This is a genomic window from Pedobacter boryungensis, from assembly GCF_013204825.1.
Taxonomy (GTDB): domain Bacteria; phylum Bacteroidota; class Bacteroidia; order Sphingobacteriales; family Sphingobacteriaceae; genus Pedobacter; species Pedobacter boryungensis.
Genome location: NZ_JABMKV010000002.1, coordinates 849,961 through 866,652, shown reverse-complemented (window position 1 = coordinate 866,652; position 16,692 = coordinate 849,961). Strand labels below are relative to the sequence as shown.

The following is a 16,692-nucleotide window of genomic DNA, read 5'->3' as shown; positions in this document are numbered from 1 at the left end:
TTCAGTTCACTTACAACTTAAATTTTATTCCCCCATTCATTATAAAACCATCGAGCGGAGCGTAAATGTCTCTAAATTGTGGGCTGGATAATGTACCGGTATAAATAGAATCAAAGTTTGTCTGTCTCACATCTAAAAAATTCTCAAAGTTGATATAGATAGAAAACCGACCCCAAATTTTTTCGGCCATAAACCCTGTGGTTACATAACTTTTCCCCATAGAACCATCACTTAATAATTGTTTGCTAAAAGAATAAGCTTCTAAACCAATTTTCCATTCATCTTCTAATTCATACATTAAAACTGCATTAACTCGATGTTTAGCTGTTAATGTATTTTCCATTTTAATTCCATTTTGATGTTGATGTGCATCGGTATAGGTATAACCTAAAAACAATTTAAAATCTTTGTAGCCCAACTTTACATTTGTTTCTGTACCCTTACTTTCTATATTTCCCTTCACATTTACGAACCGATAATTTCCATCGTTAACAGGTAATAATTGCAATGGATTTTTTAGATGTGTAAAGAAAAAAAGATGATTTATAGTAAAAGATACAGTTTGGTTAAAAAGGGCAGTACGATAATTGATGTCCCAATTAGCACCATAACTTTTCTCCAATTGATTTGTATTTTCATCAATTGGTAATACATTTTTGTATTGAATTCTTTCGCTATCTTCTGTAAAAATGGTTGGTGCTTTATACCCCAAGCCTCCGCCTAAACGAGAAGTAAGTTTAGGATTAATTTTAAACAGAGTTGATATTCTAGGCAAGAAAGCAAAACCATAATCACTCACATGATCTACCCTCAATCCTGTTTCTATATGCAACCAAGGATTGGCTTTCCAAGTATTTTGCAAAAAAGCGCCAAAAGTATTTTGATTATAATTTCGCAACATTGAAGAACTTACTCCTCGTTCTTTAAAACGATCTGTCCATAAATTTAAACCTCCTACCCATTCCATTTCCTCTCCGTGATTTGCATAATTGGCTTCAGTAAAAGTTGAATATTGAATGCCATTAAATTCATAGCCAGGTGTATTTAATACTCTATTAAAATAACCCAAGCTATTTTTAACCGTAAAATGCCCGCATTTACCTAAATCATGATCTAATGAAAATTGAGTACTAATTCGTTGCGTTTTATTTTGTTCAAAATAAGTATGTATCGCATCAGCATTCCCTTTTATGTAGTGCATATCTCCGCCAATGCGATTTTCAAAAGTTGTATTTACGCCTAAAATAAGAGTTGTTTTAGCATTCGGATAGACAAATAATTTAGGATTAAAAGTAAAACGTTCCGATTTCGGAATTGCCGATAAATCGATTTTTGCAGGATCATAGGCAGCATTATTCTGATAAGCAGCAAATAAAGTAGTGCCTAATTTCTCATTACGTTTACTGTAAAAACCATTTAGACTTAAGCCTAGCGCATCTGTTCCATCGAAATGAAAATTTAATTCTCTTTCCTGATTTGGAGTTTTTGAAATTAAGTTAACTAAACCAGCAATTGCTCCGCCTCCATATAAAGTTGATGCGGACCCTTTAATTAATTCTACTTGTTTTAAATCTAATGGAGGAATTTGCAACAAACCTAAGCCACTTGCGGCACCAGCATATAATGGAAACCCATCTTTTAAAATTTGCGTATATCTCCCATCCAAACCTTGTATACGAATGGCAGCATTAGCTGATGTTGCAGAAGTTTGTTGTGTTTGAATACCTGTACTTTCACTTAACATCATTCGGATATCGCCAGGTTTCATGTTTGCTTTTTCTTCCAGTTCTTCTCCTGCAATAAATTCAACCCGAGTTGGAATATCTTGTATACTTCTTGAACTACGTGTGGAAGAAATAGTTATGGTTTCCAATTCATCTGCTGTCGCTTTTAATGAAATTGTAGGTATTTCAGTTTGTGCAACAGGGAACTTTAACGTAATTATCTTTTCTTCGTATCCCACTAATTTAATATAGATGGTTTGAATTCCATCTGGAATAGAGCTCAATGTAAGGAGACCATCATTATCTGCCTTTACCCCAATATTTGTTCCCTTTAAAAAGGCGGTTGCACTAGATAAGGGCTCTTTAGTTTCACTATCAATAATGTGGGCTTTCCAGGTGTTTTGTCCAAAAGTAAGGACTGTAATAAATAATGCTAGTGCTGTAAATATGATTTTTTTCATCTTGAATATTAATGATATAAATTGAGTGCGCATTGCATAACAATGCAGTTCATCAGCATTATGTAATGCCGTAAATTTAAAATTTGCTTAGAGAAAGCTGAACATGTGATTTTAGTTTAACTCAATTTTGGCGGTTGCCAGATGTTTTTCGCTCTTTGCTCCAGAGAAAAATCATGTGTAGAAGTTTGATTTTCTACTATAAAAGCTCCATTTTCTGATTGAAATGCTATAAACTGAGGTTCGATCACACTTTGCCCGCAACACGAACATAGGCAAATAGGCGAACAGCTCTCTGCACTACCTTTGGCTTTATCATGATCTATTTTAACAATAATTTGTTGGGTAAATTCTTGTCCTTCTAATTCATCGCTACATGGGAGTACCGAAAGCAATACCACAAAGATTAAATAAAAGACACCTAAGTTTTTCACCTAGCAAAAATAGAAAATAAAGATGAATTTATAATCTTACTTTAAATAGGGTTCCATAATTTTTGCCCAAATGGCATATCCTTTGGCGTTCATATGCAGGTTATCTGCAAGAAAAATATCTTTCATTATTGTACCATCTGCGTTAAACATAGCATCATAAGTATTGATATAATCGGCACGCCTTATGCCCTTAATCATTTCCGCTATCTTTTGATTTGCTTCTACCATTAACGGCCAATACTTTTCTCTTGATGGACTTGGTTTAATAGAAATATAAGCGATAGGAACTCTCGGGTATTTTGCTCGAATTAAATCTATTAAGTTTTTAACTCGGTCTACTACTATTTGTGCGGTTGCATTTCCTGTAAAATCGTTTTCTCCGCAATAGATCACCACTTGTTTGGGGTGGTAAGGATAAACTACATCACCAATGTAATTAATCACATTTGGCAAAGAAGAACCGCCAAAACCACGATTTAAAATTAGATGATCTGGAAAATACGTTTGTGCATCTTTCCATTTGGTAAAGGTTGAACTTCCTATAAAAAGCACTGCATTTTTTGGGGGAAATTTAATGCTATCTTGTTTTTTAAAGTTCTGAATTTCATTGTAAAACTGATCTTTCTGTTGTGCTTGCGCAGTAACAAATACGAAAAGGAATAAGGCAATTAGTTTTAAAGTCTTCATAAATTAATTTAATTTATAGTTTTTAAGTTATAAGTACGTATTTCAATTGGTTGTAAACTTGGTAAATCATGAGTAGGTTTATCCAAGTAAAAATAACTTGTTGCAGAATAATCATCAACTCTGTAAAACAACACACCACCTGGTCTAAACTGTTCATCTGTAAGTATAGGGAGGGGATTAATTGTATTTAGTTTTAAATATCCAGTTTTAGAATTAGCAATAACAGGTTTAATTCTGGCTCCTGATGTATATAACTTTCTTGCTATCTCTAAACTAGTACCACCAAGTTCTTGTATCGTCACCTTAATACCGCTGTTAAAATAAATCTCATCAGGGACATGGTATCTATAAAATGCAAAATATCCCAATTTATTGTCCGCCACTAAACATCCTTGAAATTGATGATTAAAAGTTCCTAAACCCCAAGCAGCGCCAACGTAATCTTCTGTTCCTGTTCCATTGATAGTTGGGTACTTAGTATCTTCATCAATATACATTTTCACTTCTCCTTCACCCCACCATGTACCACGATAAACAGAATCGGTAATTACGCCAACATTTGTTCCTAAAAATCTACCTTTTCCTTTTATAGTAGGCAAGATCTCAAAATCTTCCCCCAACTCACTAGTAATTTTTCTATTCCAATAAGCATGAAAATACAATACATCTGCAGTATGTGGTGGGGTTTCTAGAATATCGACATCAAAAAACAGGTTTACATTTAATTTACTTTCATTAATGAAAAGAATTTTTACCTGCTTGTGAAATGGCATTGGGATAAAGCAATTGAATGATTTTCCTTCCGGATCACTGAAAAAGGCAGATTCAAACGGTTTTTTCTGACCTAAACCAATGCCAAAAAAATCACCAAATGGAACATCAACTGCAGGTTTTGTAGCACCGTCCCAAAATATTTGTAATCTAATTGAACGTAATACTTCTGGACTTCGCTCACTAATTGTATACCACATTCTTTGCACTATTCCGTTGCCATTATAATTAACAATTGTTCGAGTAGCTCCTGGTAAAATAGTCTCTGTCGCATGACCTTTTGCACCATTATTTTCCTTACCGCCATTGCTACTAGCGCCACTTAAGTTTTCGAAACTGATGAGTCTAGATTTCACATTACCCTTCATTTTAAAGAGTTCTTGCGCATTTAAATTTATGCTTAAACTCAAAAAAATTAAAGAGATCTTAATTCTTAATTTTACCATTTCATTGTTTTCTTAACATAAGCCGTAAGTTCATCTGCAATCTCTTTATGTTCTGCTAAAGAAGGATGGCCACCGCAGCCTTTATTGGCTTGTTTAGTAAAGAAATAAGAGCCAATATTATGCTCCCCATTATCATTTAAGGTCTTTTTAACAGCATTGATATACTTTACTAATGCCGTTTTCAATTCTTTATTCGCCATTGGACTAGTTAAAAAAATCAGCTTTGCTTTAGGATAATAACCTCGTAGTGTTTTAGCAAATTTCACATAAGCATTGCAAAATTTGGTCGAGTCTTGTACACCATCATTTTGCCCTAAACATACAGTTACCACATCTGGTTGGTATTTACTGAAATCCCATTTTATAGTATCTCTTGCCATGCTAACCTTATCAAAAACCTGTGGCATCACTATTTTTTTGTCGCAACAACTATGCATTAATCCGATACCCGAAACAGACGATAAATGCCATTGTGCATTTAAGTTTCGAGCGGTAGTTGGCCCATAGGCAAACCAAGCATTGTGCTGATCATGCCATTCTCCTTTACCGCAAGCAATTACACTTTCATCGCTACCTGCACCACAGGTAATTGAATCGCCAATAAATTCCATTTTTCTTTTTTGCTTTGCAGGTAGAGGTAGTAATTTTTCGCATGTAAAACCTACAATTTCTACATACCCATTTTCAGCTTCTGAATTTTTACAAATGGTAACTACATGATCTCCTTTTGTTAAATTTTCAGCTAACACTAGCGTATTCTCTTTTCCTTTTAATTGAATCCGATAAGCCGGCTGATCATCTATCCTTATTTCTAAGTAATTAAGAACTTTACCCCATATCATTTCATCATTAATTTGAAGTGAACACGAAGTACCCCTAAATTTTACTTGAACATAGACACCAGAAGCCCAAAGTTTTGGTTTTGCTGAGTTTGTAAAATCTACTCTGCCCGTATATTGTATATAAGGGTTATCTGCAGCGAAAAACTGCTCTTTATGATTTACAGTAAAGCTGCTACAAATTGTTAGCAATAAAATTGAAAATAATAATTTCATACGACTAAACGAAAACTCTATGACCAGAAAGATTTTCCCTAAACTCTTTAGGTGTGCATCCTTTTTTCTTTTTAAATATTCTATTAAAGTTAGAGATGTTATTAAAACCGCAATTGTAAGCGACTTCGGCAACAGCTTCCGTGGTGTCGATTAATTTTCTTGACGCATGACCCAATCGGATTTCGATTAAACTATCAATAAAACTGATCCCTGTGCGGCTTTTAAAAAATCGGCTAAATGAAACTTCAGTCATGTTTGCTATTCTTGCAACCTCGGCAAGGCTCACTTGTTTATCAAAATTGACATTAATATATTCCATCACTTTTTCTACCCGCCTACTGGTATAAGAAAATTCAGCATTACTAAATGTAGAATCAGAAAGCGTACGCATGTTTCTGGAAGTAGAAAGATCATGTAAAATGGACATCAATTCCAATACAGAATCGAAACCATGTTTCTTATTTAGTTTCACCAATCGCGGACCAATCGCTTGTGCTGTTTCTTTAGAAAATAAAATACCGCATTTCGATTTTTCAAATAGTTCTCTAATTACACGCAATTGATTTCTGCGCAGAAATTTTTCATCAAATAAATCTTTGTGAAATTGAATGGTTACTTCATGAATTTCTTTACCGTTTAACTTATAGGTTTCCCAAACATGTGGTAAATTAGAACCAACTAAAACCAATTCGATATCCCCAATTTCCTCAATATGATCACCAACAACTCTACGTGCCCCGCTAGCATTAGAAATAAAATTCAATTCCATCTCTTCATGATAATGCAATGGAAAATCAAAATCTTGTTTCTTTCTTTCAAAAATGGTGAAACAATCGCTATTGGTAAGTGGAGTAATTTCTTTTATTATCGTTGAATGCACAGTAAAATGATTAAATAATATCAATAAATAAGATAAAATAATATCAATATTCAAATATATAACAACTATAGTTAAATTGCTAATTAAAAGATTATAAGCCAAATTAAATGATAGTTATTTTGAGTAAAACGAACACTAAAGAGATAAAAATATTATAAATGGATAAAATAGTATTATTTATCGCAACGCATTGAACACTACTTTTGATATAAACCAAATAAAATGCTTATGCTTAATAAACTATCTACTAATTTATTGGCAATACTTGTATGCCTGTTATCTATCACGACTTGTTTTGCTCAAGATAAAAAGATCTCAGGCAAAGTATCTGATGAAAATGGATTAACACTTCCAGGTGTTTCTGTTAGTATTAAGAACACTAAAGTATCCACTATTACTGATGGTAATGGTAATTTCTCGTTAAATATTCCTTCTTCTGCGCAAATTTTAGTCGTTACATTTTTAGGAATGGAAGGACAACAAATTGCTATTGGAACTAAAACTTCTTTCAACGTTGTTTTAAAATCTAAGAGCACTACTCTTTCTGATGTTGTGATTGTTGGTTATGGAACTGTTAAAAAATCAGACCTTACTGGATCAGTATCAAGAATTGAACGAGAAGACTTAATTAAAGATGCCCCCACTAATGTTTTACAAGCTTTACAAGGAAAAATTGCTGGTGTAAATGTAACACAAAATGATGGTGCGCCAGGTGCTGGATTAAGTATTCGCGTTAGAGGGTCGAACTCATTTTTAGGAGGTACAGAACCTCTTTATGTAATTGATGGTGTTCCTTTTAATAACAATAGCAGTGGCTCTACCCCACTATCCATTGGAGATGATGAGAAACAAACTTTAAACGCAATGTCTTTTTTAAATCCAGATGATATTGAAAGCATTGATATCCTTAAAGATGCATCAGCAACAGCAATTTATGGTTCACGCGGTGCTAATGGCGTGGTATTAATCACAACAAGAAAAGGAAAAAGCGGCAAAGATAGAATAGAAGCTAATTTTACTTTCGGACAAGCAGAAGTATCTAGAAAATTAGATGTGCTTAATGCCTCAGAATATGCAGCATATCAAAATTTAGCGTATACGAATTCAAACAAATATACAGGTACAGCTTATACACTACCCTATAGAGGAGAAACCATTCCCGACCCATTAAATCCAGGACAAACTTATTACGATAAAGGTCCACAAGATTATATAGGAGATAAAAATAACTGGCAAGATCAAATTTTTCGCCGTGGTTTATATCAGAACTATTCTATCAATGTTTCTGGAGGGAGTGATGCCGGTAGTCATAGTTTAACTTTTAGTTACCTAGATCAAGAAGGCACTATCTCAAATTCTGATTATAACAGGTTTAGTTTAGGCTTAAATTTAAATAGAAACGTTAGCAAAACATTTAAAGTAGGAACAAGTACTTCTATAGCTAGGACAATTAACAATGGCGTGAAAACAGGAACCGATAAATCTGATGCTGCAAGTGCAGGAGTTATCCGTTCGGCATTAACATTTCCTTCTACCTTATCACAGCCAATAGCATATGATGGGGTCGGCGATGCTTTTATTACAAACCCTTACATTTATGTAAATGATGTTTTAAATAGAGTAAAAGGATTAAATATTTTCACTTCTAACTATTTGGAAGCAACTTTCTTAAAGGATTTCAAATTTAGACAGAACATTGGATTTAGTTATGCTGGCAGTACTAGAGACCAATATTATCCAAGAAGTGTGTACGAAGGATTTGCTGTAAAAGGTTGGGGTTTAAAATCTGATAACGTTTGGAATAGTGGCGTAGCAGAAAGCATTCTTACGTATAACAAAAAAATTGACAAACATAGCTTAAACATAGTTGGTGCAGGCACTTTTGAACGCACTAATGGAAATAGTAAAAGAGCGGAAGCCAAAACTTTTCCAAATGATGCATTAGAAAATGAAAATCTTGCTGCCGGAGAGGTTGTTCTTCCAATTATTACCTATCGTTATCAATCTACTTTAATTTCATTTTTAGGTCGAGCAAATTATAATTATGATGATCGCTATTTATTAACCTTTTCTTATCGTCAAGATGGCTCTAGTAAATTTGGAAAGGATAATAAATGGGCAGGTTTTTCATCAGCCGCTGCTGCATGGAAAATATCGAATGAAGAGTTCATGAAAAATGTTAAAGCCATTAGTGATTTGAAATTACGTATTAGTTATGGCCAGACAGGTAATCAAGGAATTGGTTCATATGCTTCATTAGCAAAATTGAGCGTATACAATTATCCGTTTGGCGGCTCAGTTCAAACTGGTTTAGCTAATGATTTGTATGCCGGACCTGCCAATGAAAAATTGAAATGGGAAACTACAACCTCGTATAATTTAGGTTTAGACTTAGGCCTATTTAAAAACAGGTTAAATTTTCATGTAGATCTATACAAAAAGATAACCGACGATCTATTGCAAAATTTAATTATTCCTTCTTCAACTGGTTTTCAGACGAAATTGGTTAATTCAGGATCAATTGAGAACAAAGGTTTAGAATTAACATTAAATGGTGTTGTCTTAAAAAACAAAGACTTTGAATGGAACTCTAATTTCAATATTTCATTTAACCGAAATAAAATTTTAAGCCTAAGTCCAGATGTAACTGAACAATATGGCCGAAATATTTCAACTGGAGATGCGCCATTTATTCAAACTGTTGGGAAGCCAATTGGTGCATTATACGGCTATGTTGAAGATGGATATTATGATAATGAAGCAGAAGTAAGAAGCGATCCTGCGTACAGTGGATTAGGCGATGCTATTATTTTAAGAACGATTGGAGAAGTTAAATATAAAAATTTAGATAACGATAGAACTTCAATTGCGCAAAGCGACAGAACATTTATTGGGGATGTAAATCCTGATTATACATTCGGTTTTACCAATAATTTTAAATACAAAAGATTTGATTTAAGTGTATTCATTAATGGTGTACAAGGAAATGACATCATTAATATGAATACTAGATTTAGCGGCAACTTGGGTACCAACAAGAATATCACTCAAGAAATGTCTGATGGAGCTTGGGCAGAAGGCAAAGACAATAGCAATGCAACTGGACCAAAAATTATGCGTCAGTTTTTTAGAAACCTATTGTTTAGCAGAAGGTTTGTAGAAGACGGAAGTTTTGTGAGGATTAAAAACATCACTTTTGGATATAACGTTCCATTAAAATCTAAAACGATTTCTAATTTAAAAGTTTCTTTAGGCGTTAACAACCTCTATACATTTACCAATTATTCTGGTTACGATCCTGAGATTAATAGCTATGGCGATAACCCTGCTTTATTTGGTGTAGACCTTGGTGGTTATCCAAACTCTAGAACTTATAATCTTTCTTTACGTTGCAATTTTTAACCTTATTAAAAATATAATATGAAAGCGATTTCAACATATTTTATAGCATTTGTGACTGGCTTAAGCGTACTTAGCCTCAGCTCTTGCAAAAAAGCATTACAAGAAACTCCCTATTCTTTTTATTCACCAGAGAATTTTTATAAAAACGAAAGTGATGCAAAAGCAGCAATTAATGGGGTATATGCCGAATTGTATACTTACGATTTATACTTACAACCGTTTTGGAATATCACTATTTTAGATGATGATCATGTATCTGGAGCCGACTGGTTTTTAGGGACAACCGGAGCTGGAAATCCACAAGCCTATTTTGGTTGGCAAGCACCTTGGATTGGATGTTACACCATTATCGCGAGAGCAAATACGGTGTTAGAAAATGTTCCTTCCATCACCAATATGGATGCAGATATAAAGAAAAGGATTTTGGGAGAAGCTTACTTTTTAAGAGGATGGGCTTATTTTCAACTGGTACAATTATATGGCGGTGTACCTATCCGTTTAAAAGCATTATCTGCAGAAAATCCACAAGTAAATGTACCTCGTGCTACTGTTAAAGAAACCTATGATGTGGTCATTAGTGATTTCAAATCTGCCGAAACTAATCTATTCCCCTTAGGCCATCCTAAAGCCGGTGAAGCTGGAAGAGTTAATCAAGGCGTAGCCAAAGCTTTTTTAGCTAAAACGTATTTAACAATGGCTTCTGGTGCAGCAACAGGCAACGTTACAGTACGTGGCGGAACTGATAATGGTTATTATACTTACGCAAAAAATGTAGTAGCAGGTCATGAAGGAATGGACTCTAAAGCACTTTATACCTTAGCAAGAGATAAAGCCGGAGAAGTAATCACGAGTAACACATATTCATTAACACCTAGTTGGAAAGACTTATGGAGTATTGCCGGAAGAAACAGCAAAGAGCAAATGTGGGAATTACAATCACTTGCTGGAACGGCCTTTATTAATAATTTAAGTGCTTATTTCCCTGCTCGTTCTACATTTGGACAAGGAGCTGTTTGGACTACCAATAATCATTATAACGATTACGATATTGAGGATAAAAGGGTATTGGATGGAATTACGCACAACTATACCACCTTACAAGGAACCAATATTTTTTATCCGTTTGCCCAATCTGCTCTTTATAAAGTAGTAAATGGCGTAACTTACAATAATAGTAATTCTGCCACTTCAGAAAGAGCTTATACTATTAAATATAGTGCCGTTGCAGATCCAACCGTAGCAAATAGCGATGCTTTTTTCCCTTTGTTAAGGTATGCAGAAGTTTTGCTAATGTATGCAGAGGCTGAAAACGAAGTAAATGGCGCTACAACTGCAGCTTATGACGCATTGAACACTGTTCGCTTTCGTTCTTATCCAACTACGGGAACTCCGCCAGTACCCGTTCCAGCAGCTTATGCTCCAGCTGGAATGACTCCAGAACAATTCCGAAGTTATGTATTAGCAGAACGGGCTCGTGAACTTAATTTAGAAGGAATCAGACGTTTCGACTTAATCCGCTGGGGAATTTATCTTCAAGTAATGAATAAAATAGGAACAGGACAAAACAATATTTCAAAGGTTCGTGCCAGAAAGAATTTATTATTACCGCTACCATTAAACGAATTAAACTCTAACAAAGCTATTGCTGGTCATAATAATCTAGACTGGTAATTAAATAGGTATTTAAATCATAACTTAAATTTATGAATATGAAAAAATCGTTATTAATAAGTCTCCTCATTCTCTGTGTGATAGTGATTTTAGGAGCTTGTAAAAAGGATAAAGTAGTAGACACTTCACCTCCTACGTTAAGCGCAGTAACTAATCTAACTGATAGGAATACAGCATTAACCTCCATTGGATATGGAGAATGGATTGTCATTAAAGGAACTAACTTGAGTACCACCTCTAAAGTCGATTTTAATGGTACGTTAGCTAAAGATTCGTTAATTTATGGTGATGACAATACCATAACGGTTAAAATCCCAGCTCAGTTAACAGACCCAATCAATAACCCAATTACAGTTACGACAAAATATGGTACGGCGACCCTAAATTTCCAAATTAAACAACCGCCTCCAACCATTACAGGATTTGATCCTGCAGCAGGAAATCCAGGCGATGATATGACCATTAATGGCAATTATTTTAAAGGAGTTACAGGCGTTACTATTAATGGCGTTAATGCAACAGTTGTTTCTAGCACTCAAACAGAAATTAAAGTAAAAGTACCTGCAAATACTACTTATGGTGCAGTTGTGGTTACCACACCAGTGGGCACAGTAACTACTGATAAAACCTTCGGGCTGAAACATTTTATTTATGATGATGGACTAAAAAATGTGTGGACAAACACTTCTTACTCTTTCACTTCTCTAGACCTCGCCAATACCGAAATTGTAAGAAGAGGCACTACATCGATAAAAGTGGTACACAAAGCATTTTCTGCGGTAAGATTTAGATTAGTAGCCAAATTCCCAACTGCAGGTTATACTTTCGTGAAAATATCTATGTATGGCGGTCCGGGTACACAAGGTAAAAAAGTTAGGCTATCATCATCTAATTTAAGTTTAACTTCAGGTACGTATGATGTAATTCTAAATGAAGGGAAATGGACTGAATATCAAATTCCTTTAATCAATATCGGAAATCCAGCTATCATCGAATACCTTACTTTTCAAGAATTTAGTGGTTTTGCAGGTACAATTTATATTGATGATGTTGGTTTCTATTAATTAAGAATAAATGAGTTTAAAAAAGTTAGTTATTCTAGGTTTACTTTGCAGTTTTAATATTGCAGTAGCACAAAAAACAAAAAATGTAGTCATTATTACATTTGATGGCTACCGATGGAAAGACCTATTTAATGGTGCCGACTCAAGTAATCTATTTGGAAAGAAATTTACATCTCAAGATTCTACGTGGCGAGTTAAAAAATATTGGGGTAAAACCGAACAAGAAAGAAGGGCAAAACTAATGCCCTTCTTTTGGGGTACAATAGCTGCAAAAGGTCAAATTTATGGCAACAGGAATTATGGCAATTTTGTAAATGTGACCAATAAGTATTGGTTTTCTTATCCAGGTTACAACGAAATATTTACAGGCTATGCAGACAATTTAATTAACTCCAATTCGCATCCTGCAAATCACAATATCAACGTATTAGAGTTTTTAAATAAAATACCAGCATTTAAAGGTAAAGTCGCCACATTCACCTCGTGGGATGCTTTTAATAAAATTTTAAATCAAGAAAGATCAGGTTTGCCTATTAATTCTGGCTACACTAATATGAAAGGCGACAAATTAAGCGATGTTCAAAAAACATTAAATGATTTGCAATGGTGGTTACCAAAAGATTACGGGATGGGCGAAAGACACGATGGCATCACCTATTCCTTTGCTAAAGAATATGTAAAATTAAATCACCCTCGGGTATTACAATTAAGTTTTATAGAAACAGATGCCTTAGCACACAGTGGAAAATATGATTATTATTTAGATGCCGCCAATTACAATGATAAAATGATCGAAGACCTTTGGAACTATATGCAAAGTGATCCTTTTTATAAAGACAACACTACTTTTATTATTACAGAAGATCATGGCAGAGGGTATGTAGACAATTGGCAACATCATTATTATACGGTTGAGCATAGCAATGAGATATTCTTTGCGGTGATGGGGCCAGATACAAAGCCACTGGGAGAGATTAAAACTAAAGGGCAACTCTATCAAAATCAATTTGCGCAAACTATTGCTGCATTTTTGGGAGTGAAATTTGAAAACGGTCATGAAATTGGCAACACAATTAAACAAGTTCTACCACAAAAATAGCAGTTCCCCTATATGAAACTAAACAGGATTATTTTAACAAGCATTTTTAGCAGTTTACTTTTTTTGGGAAGTATTGCAACGTATGCTCAATCCTTAAGTGATAAACTCGCTACAAAAGAAACAGTAGCGCTGTATAAAAATCTACACAAATTAAGTAAACGGTATACGTTATTTGGGCATCAGGATGATTTAGCTTATGGCGTAAACTGGAAATACGTGGCTGACAAAAGCGATATCAAAGATATCGTAAATGATTATCCTGCTGTATATGGCTGGGATATGGCTAGAATTGAACATGATTCATTAAAAAACATTGATGGCGTTCCTTTCAACAACATGAAAAAATATATTCAATATGGATATAAAAAAGGAGCTGCAATAACCTTAAGTTGGCACTTCGATAATCCCTTAACGGGCGGTTCTTCTTGGGACACCACTAAAAATTCAGTGGCATCTATTTTACCTGGAGGTTCAAAACATTTACTGTATGTTTCTTGGCTGAATAAAGCGGCAAAATTTATAGGGAGTCTAAAAGGAAGTAAAAATGAGCCTATTCCTATTCTTTTTCGTCCTTTTCATGAGCTAACTGGCGATTGGTTTTGGTGGGGTAAAAACACCTCCTCTCCTGCCGAACTAAAAAAAGCTTGGCGCTTTACCGTTGATTATTTACGGAACAAGAAAAAATTGCACAACCTCATCATTGTATATAACACCAATGGTTTTGCAAATGAAAAAGAATTTTTAGAGCGCTATCCTGGAGATGATGTAGTGGATGTAGTGAGTTTCGATTTATATCAATTTGAAAATCAAGATAAAAAAGCATTTGTAGATACTGTTCGATATGAATTAGACATCCTTTCAAAAATTGCTAGACAGAAAAACAAATTAGCTGCATTTGCAGAAACTGGATATGAAGCCGTTCCAGATGCAACCTGGTGGACAGAAACTTTATTACCCGCCATCAACGGTTTTGAACTTTCTTATGTATTGGTGTGGCGCAACGCAGGCTATGTCCCATCTATGAAAAAGATGCATTATTACGCACCATTTAAAGGGCAAATCTCTGAAAACGATTTCAAGAAATTTTACCAAACAGACCGCATCTTATTCGAAAAGAAAGTAGGCGCAAAGAAATTATATCAATTACATTAACGCACACATGAAACTACAACTTATAGATATTCTAATTCTAGTTGCTTACTTGCTTACCATGGTTCTCATAGGTTTTTATATGAGAAATAAAGCAAAGCAAGATAAAGAAAGCTACCTCATGGGCGGCAAAAAGCTGCCTTGGTATATGTTAGGGTTAAGCGATGCCAGCGATATGTTTGACATAAGCGGCACCATGTGGATGGTTGCACTTTGTTTTGTGTACGGTTTTAAAAGCATTTGGATTCCGTGGTTATGGCCTGTTTTCAATCAAGTTTTTATGATGATGTTCTTATCTAAGTGGTTAAGAAGATCAAATGCAACAACAGGTGCCGAATGGTTAAAAACAAGATTTGGGTTAACTGGTAAAGGGGTAAAAAGTTCACATATCATTGTTATTGCTTTCGCTTTAATTAGTTGTTTAGGTTTTTTAGCGTATGGTTTTGTAGGACTAGGCAAGTTTGTACAAGTTTTCATCCCATGGGAAATGGTAAAGGATTATGTTCCTTTTCATGTAACAGATAAGTATGTACCGCATTTCTACGGTATTGTATTTACACTCTTTGCCATGTTCTATTCTATTATCGGCGGTATGCACAGTATCGTTTTAGGCGATGCAATTAAATATCTAATCATGACGATTGCTTGTGTTGCTATTGGCATTATTGCGGTACAACACTTAAATGGACAAACCTTAAACGTACCAAAGGGATGGAATGACCCTTTCTTTAGCTGGAAGTTAAACCTAGATTGGAGTAAGATTGCCGCAGATGCGAATAAAAAGATTGCAGATGATGGCTTTAGTTTGTTCGGTATTTTCTTTATGATGATGTTGATGAAAGGCATTTTTGCCTCTCTTGCTGGTCCTGCACCAAATTACGATATGCAAAAAGTATTGAGTACACGTAGTCCTAAAGAAGCAAGTAAAATGACAGGATTTGTGAGTATTATTTTGTTGCCTATTCGTTATTCTATGATTACAGGACTAACTGTTTTAGCCTTGTTGTACTACAATCAATTGTACCTAAAAGGACCTGATGGGGTAACAGATTTCGAACGTATTCTTCCAGCAACAATTAATAACTTTTTACCAGTAGGTGTATTGGGCTTAGTGCTAACCGGATTACTTGGTGCGTTTATGGGCACTTTCAGCGGAACACTAAATGCCGCTCAGGCCTACATCGTCAATGATATTTATTTAAAATACATTAATCCAAATGCCCCTACTAAAAAGATCATGTCGATGAATTATATCGTGGGTATTGTTGTAGTGATTGTAGGTATATTCTTCGGGTTTTTAGCTAAAGACGTCAACAACATTCTACAATGGATAGTAGGTGGTTTATATGGTGGGTATGTTGCAGCAAATTGTTTAAAATGGTATTGGTGGCGCTTTAATGCCAACGGCTTTTTCTGGGGTATGGCGGTTGGCGTTGGCTCAGCTTTATTAATGCCGTACGTAACTACCGGATTACCTTTATACTGGTGGCCATTGCTTTTTGTATTGTCAATAATAGGGTGTTTAATTGGAACCTATACTGCGCCTCCAACAGATGAAAAAGTGTTAACATCATTTTATAAAACCGTAAGACCATGGGGTTTTTGGAAACCTATACATGCTATAGTAGTCGAAGAAGATCCCGCTTTTGAAGCCAATAAGAATTTTAAATTAGACATGTTTAATGTCGCACTAGGCATCCTGGCACAACTTTGCCTTACCATTTTCCCTATGTATTTAATAACAGGAATGTATAACCCTTTATGGATAACTATTGCTGTATTAGCCATCATCATTTTCATTTTAAAAAGAACGTGGTGGAACAGATTAGAAGATTAAGAAAACACGATCCTT

12 protein-coding genes are annotated in these 16,692 nt (G+C 34.8%); 6 read left to right on the top strand and 6 right to left on the bottom strand.

Annotated elements, in window-relative coordinates; genetic code table 11:
• Positions 1-10: 10 nt before the first annotated feature.
• The 6 genes from HQN85_RS10375 to HQN85_RS10350 form a co-directional block, all read right to left on the bottom strand.
• A complete protein-coding gene (locus HQN85_RS10375) occupies positions 11-2,185 on the bottom strand; it encodes a TonB-dependent receptor (protein ID WP_173271874.1) in 2,175 nt (724 codons plus the stop codon).
• Positions 2,186-2,301: 116 nt separating this feature from the next.
• Positions 2,302-2,616 carry a DUF6660 family protein gene (locus HQN85_RS10370; protein WP_173271872.1) on the bottom strand — a complete coding sequence of 105 codons (315 nt, stop codon included), beginning with the start codon at positions 2,614-2,616 and terminating at the stop codon, positions 2,302-2,304.
• A gap of 36 nt (positions 2,617-2,652) precedes the next feature.
• Positions 2,653-3,303, bottom strand: coding sequence for a GDSL-type esterase/lipase family protein (locus HQN85_RS10365; protein ID WP_173271870.1), 651 nt, complete (start codon positions 3,301-3,303; stop codon positions 2,653-2,655).
• An 8-nt stretch (positions 3,304-3,311) separates the two neighbouring features.
• A complete protein-coding gene (locus HQN85_RS10360; protein ID WP_173271868.1) occupies positions 3,312-4,520 on the bottom strand; it encodes a glycoside hydrolase family 172 protein in 1,209 nt (402 codons plus the stop codon).
• Complete coding sequence (locus tag HQN85_RS10355; RefSeq protein ID WP_173271866.1) at positions 4,514-5,575, bottom strand: SGNH/GDSL hydrolase family protein; 1,062 nt, start codon at positions 5,573-5,575, stop codon at positions 4,514-4,516. Before HQN85_RS10355 ends, HQN85_RS10360 begins: the two co-directional genes overlap by 7 nt.
• Before the next feature lie 4 nt (positions 5,576-5,579).
• A complete protein-coding gene (locus tag HQN85_RS10350) occupies positions 5,580-6,455 on the bottom strand; it encodes an AraC family transcriptional regulator (protein WP_173271864.1) in 876 nt (291 codons plus the stop codon).
• Positions 6,456-6,683: 228 nt separating this feature from the next.
• On the opposite strand from HQN85_RS10350, the gene HQN85_RS10345 reads away from it, so the two are divergent.
• From HQN85_RS10345 to HQN85_RS10320, 6 genes are read left to right on the top strand one after another with little or no spacing between them, the layout of a single operon-like run.
• Positions 6,684-9,857, top strand: coding sequence for a SusC/RagA family TonB-linked outer membrane protein (locus tag HQN85_RS10345; RefSeq protein ID WP_173271862.1), 3,174 nt, complete (start codon positions 6,684-6,686; stop codon positions 9,855-9,857).
• A gap of 18 nt (positions 9,858-9,875) precedes the next feature.
• Positions 9,876-11,528 carry a RagB/SusD family nutrient uptake outer membrane protein gene (locus HQN85_RS10340; RefSeq protein WP_173271860.1) on the top strand — a complete coding sequence of 551 codons (1,653 nt, stop codon included), beginning with the start codon at positions 9,876-9,878 and terminating at the stop codon, positions 11,526-11,528.
• Positions 11,529-11,566: 38 nt separating this feature from the next.
• The gene (locus HQN85_RS10335) at positions 11,567-12,592 is read left to right on the top strand and encodes an IPT/TIG domain-containing protein (protein ID WP_173271858.1); all 1,026 of its coding nucleotides are present in this window, start codon (positions 11,567-11,569) and stop codon (positions 12,590-12,592) included.
• 10 nt (positions 12,593-12,602) lie between these two features.
• A complete protein-coding gene (locus HQN85_RS10330) occupies positions 12,603-13,691 on the top strand; it encodes a phosphoglyceromutase (RefSeq protein ID WP_173271856.1) in 1,089 nt (362 codons plus the stop codon).
• Between the two features lie 12 nt (positions 13,692-13,703).
• A complete protein-coding gene (locus HQN85_RS10325; protein WP_173271854.1) occupies positions 13,704-14,843 on the top strand; it encodes a glycoside hydrolase family 26 protein in 1,140 nt (379 codons plus the stop codon).
• A gap of 7 nt (positions 14,844-14,850) precedes the next feature.
• A complete protein-coding gene (locus HQN85_RS10320; protein WP_173271852.1) occupies positions 14,851-16,677 on the top strand; it encodes a sodium:solute symporter family protein in 1,827 nt (608 codons plus the stop codon).
• Positions 16,678-16,692: the final 15 nt, after the last annotated feature.

Excerpts from the sequence above, each read along its gene's own strand:
- HQN85_RS10365 (WP_173271870.1), bottom strand. The coding sequence starts at position 3,303 with ATGAAGACTTTAAAACTAATTGCCTTATTCCTTTTCGTATTTGTTACT.
- HQN85_RS10325 (WP_173271854.1), top strand. The coding sequence starts at position 13,704 with ATGAAACTAAACAGGATTATTTTAACAAGCATTTTTAGCAGTTTACTT.
- HQN85_RS10360 (WP_173271868.1), bottom strand. The coding sequence starts at position 4,520 with ATGGTAAAATTAAGAATTAAGATCTCTTTAATTTTTTTGAGTTTAAGC.
- HQN85_RS10330 (WP_173271856.1), top strand. The coding sequence starts at position 12,603 with ATGAGTTTAAAAAAGTTAGTTATTCTAGGTTTACTTTGCAGTTTTAAT.
- HQN85_RS10375 (WP_173271874.1), bottom strand. The coding sequence starts at position 2,185 with ATGAAAAAAATCATATTTACAGCACTAGCATTATTTATTACAGTCCTT.
- HQN85_RS10335 (WP_173271858.1), top strand. The coding sequence starts at position 11,567 with ATGAAAAAATCGTTATTAATAAGTCTCCTCATTCTCTGTGTGATAGTG.
- HQN85_RS10320 (WP_173271852.1), top strand. The coding sequence starts at position 14,851 with ATGAAACTACAACTTATAGATATTCTAATTCTAGTTGCTTACTTGCTT.
- HQN85_RS10340 (WP_173271860.1), top strand. The coding sequence starts at position 9,876 with ATGAAAGCGATTTCAACATATTTTATAGCATTTGTGACTGGCTTAAGC.
- HQN85_RS10355 (WP_173271866.1), bottom strand. The coding sequence starts at position 5,575 with ATGAAATTATTATTTTCAATTTTATTGCTAACAATTTGTAGCAGCTTT.
- HQN85_RS10345 (WP_173271862.1), top strand. The coding sequence starts at position 6,684 with ATGCTTAATAAACTATCTACTAATTTATTGGCAATACTTGTATGCCTG.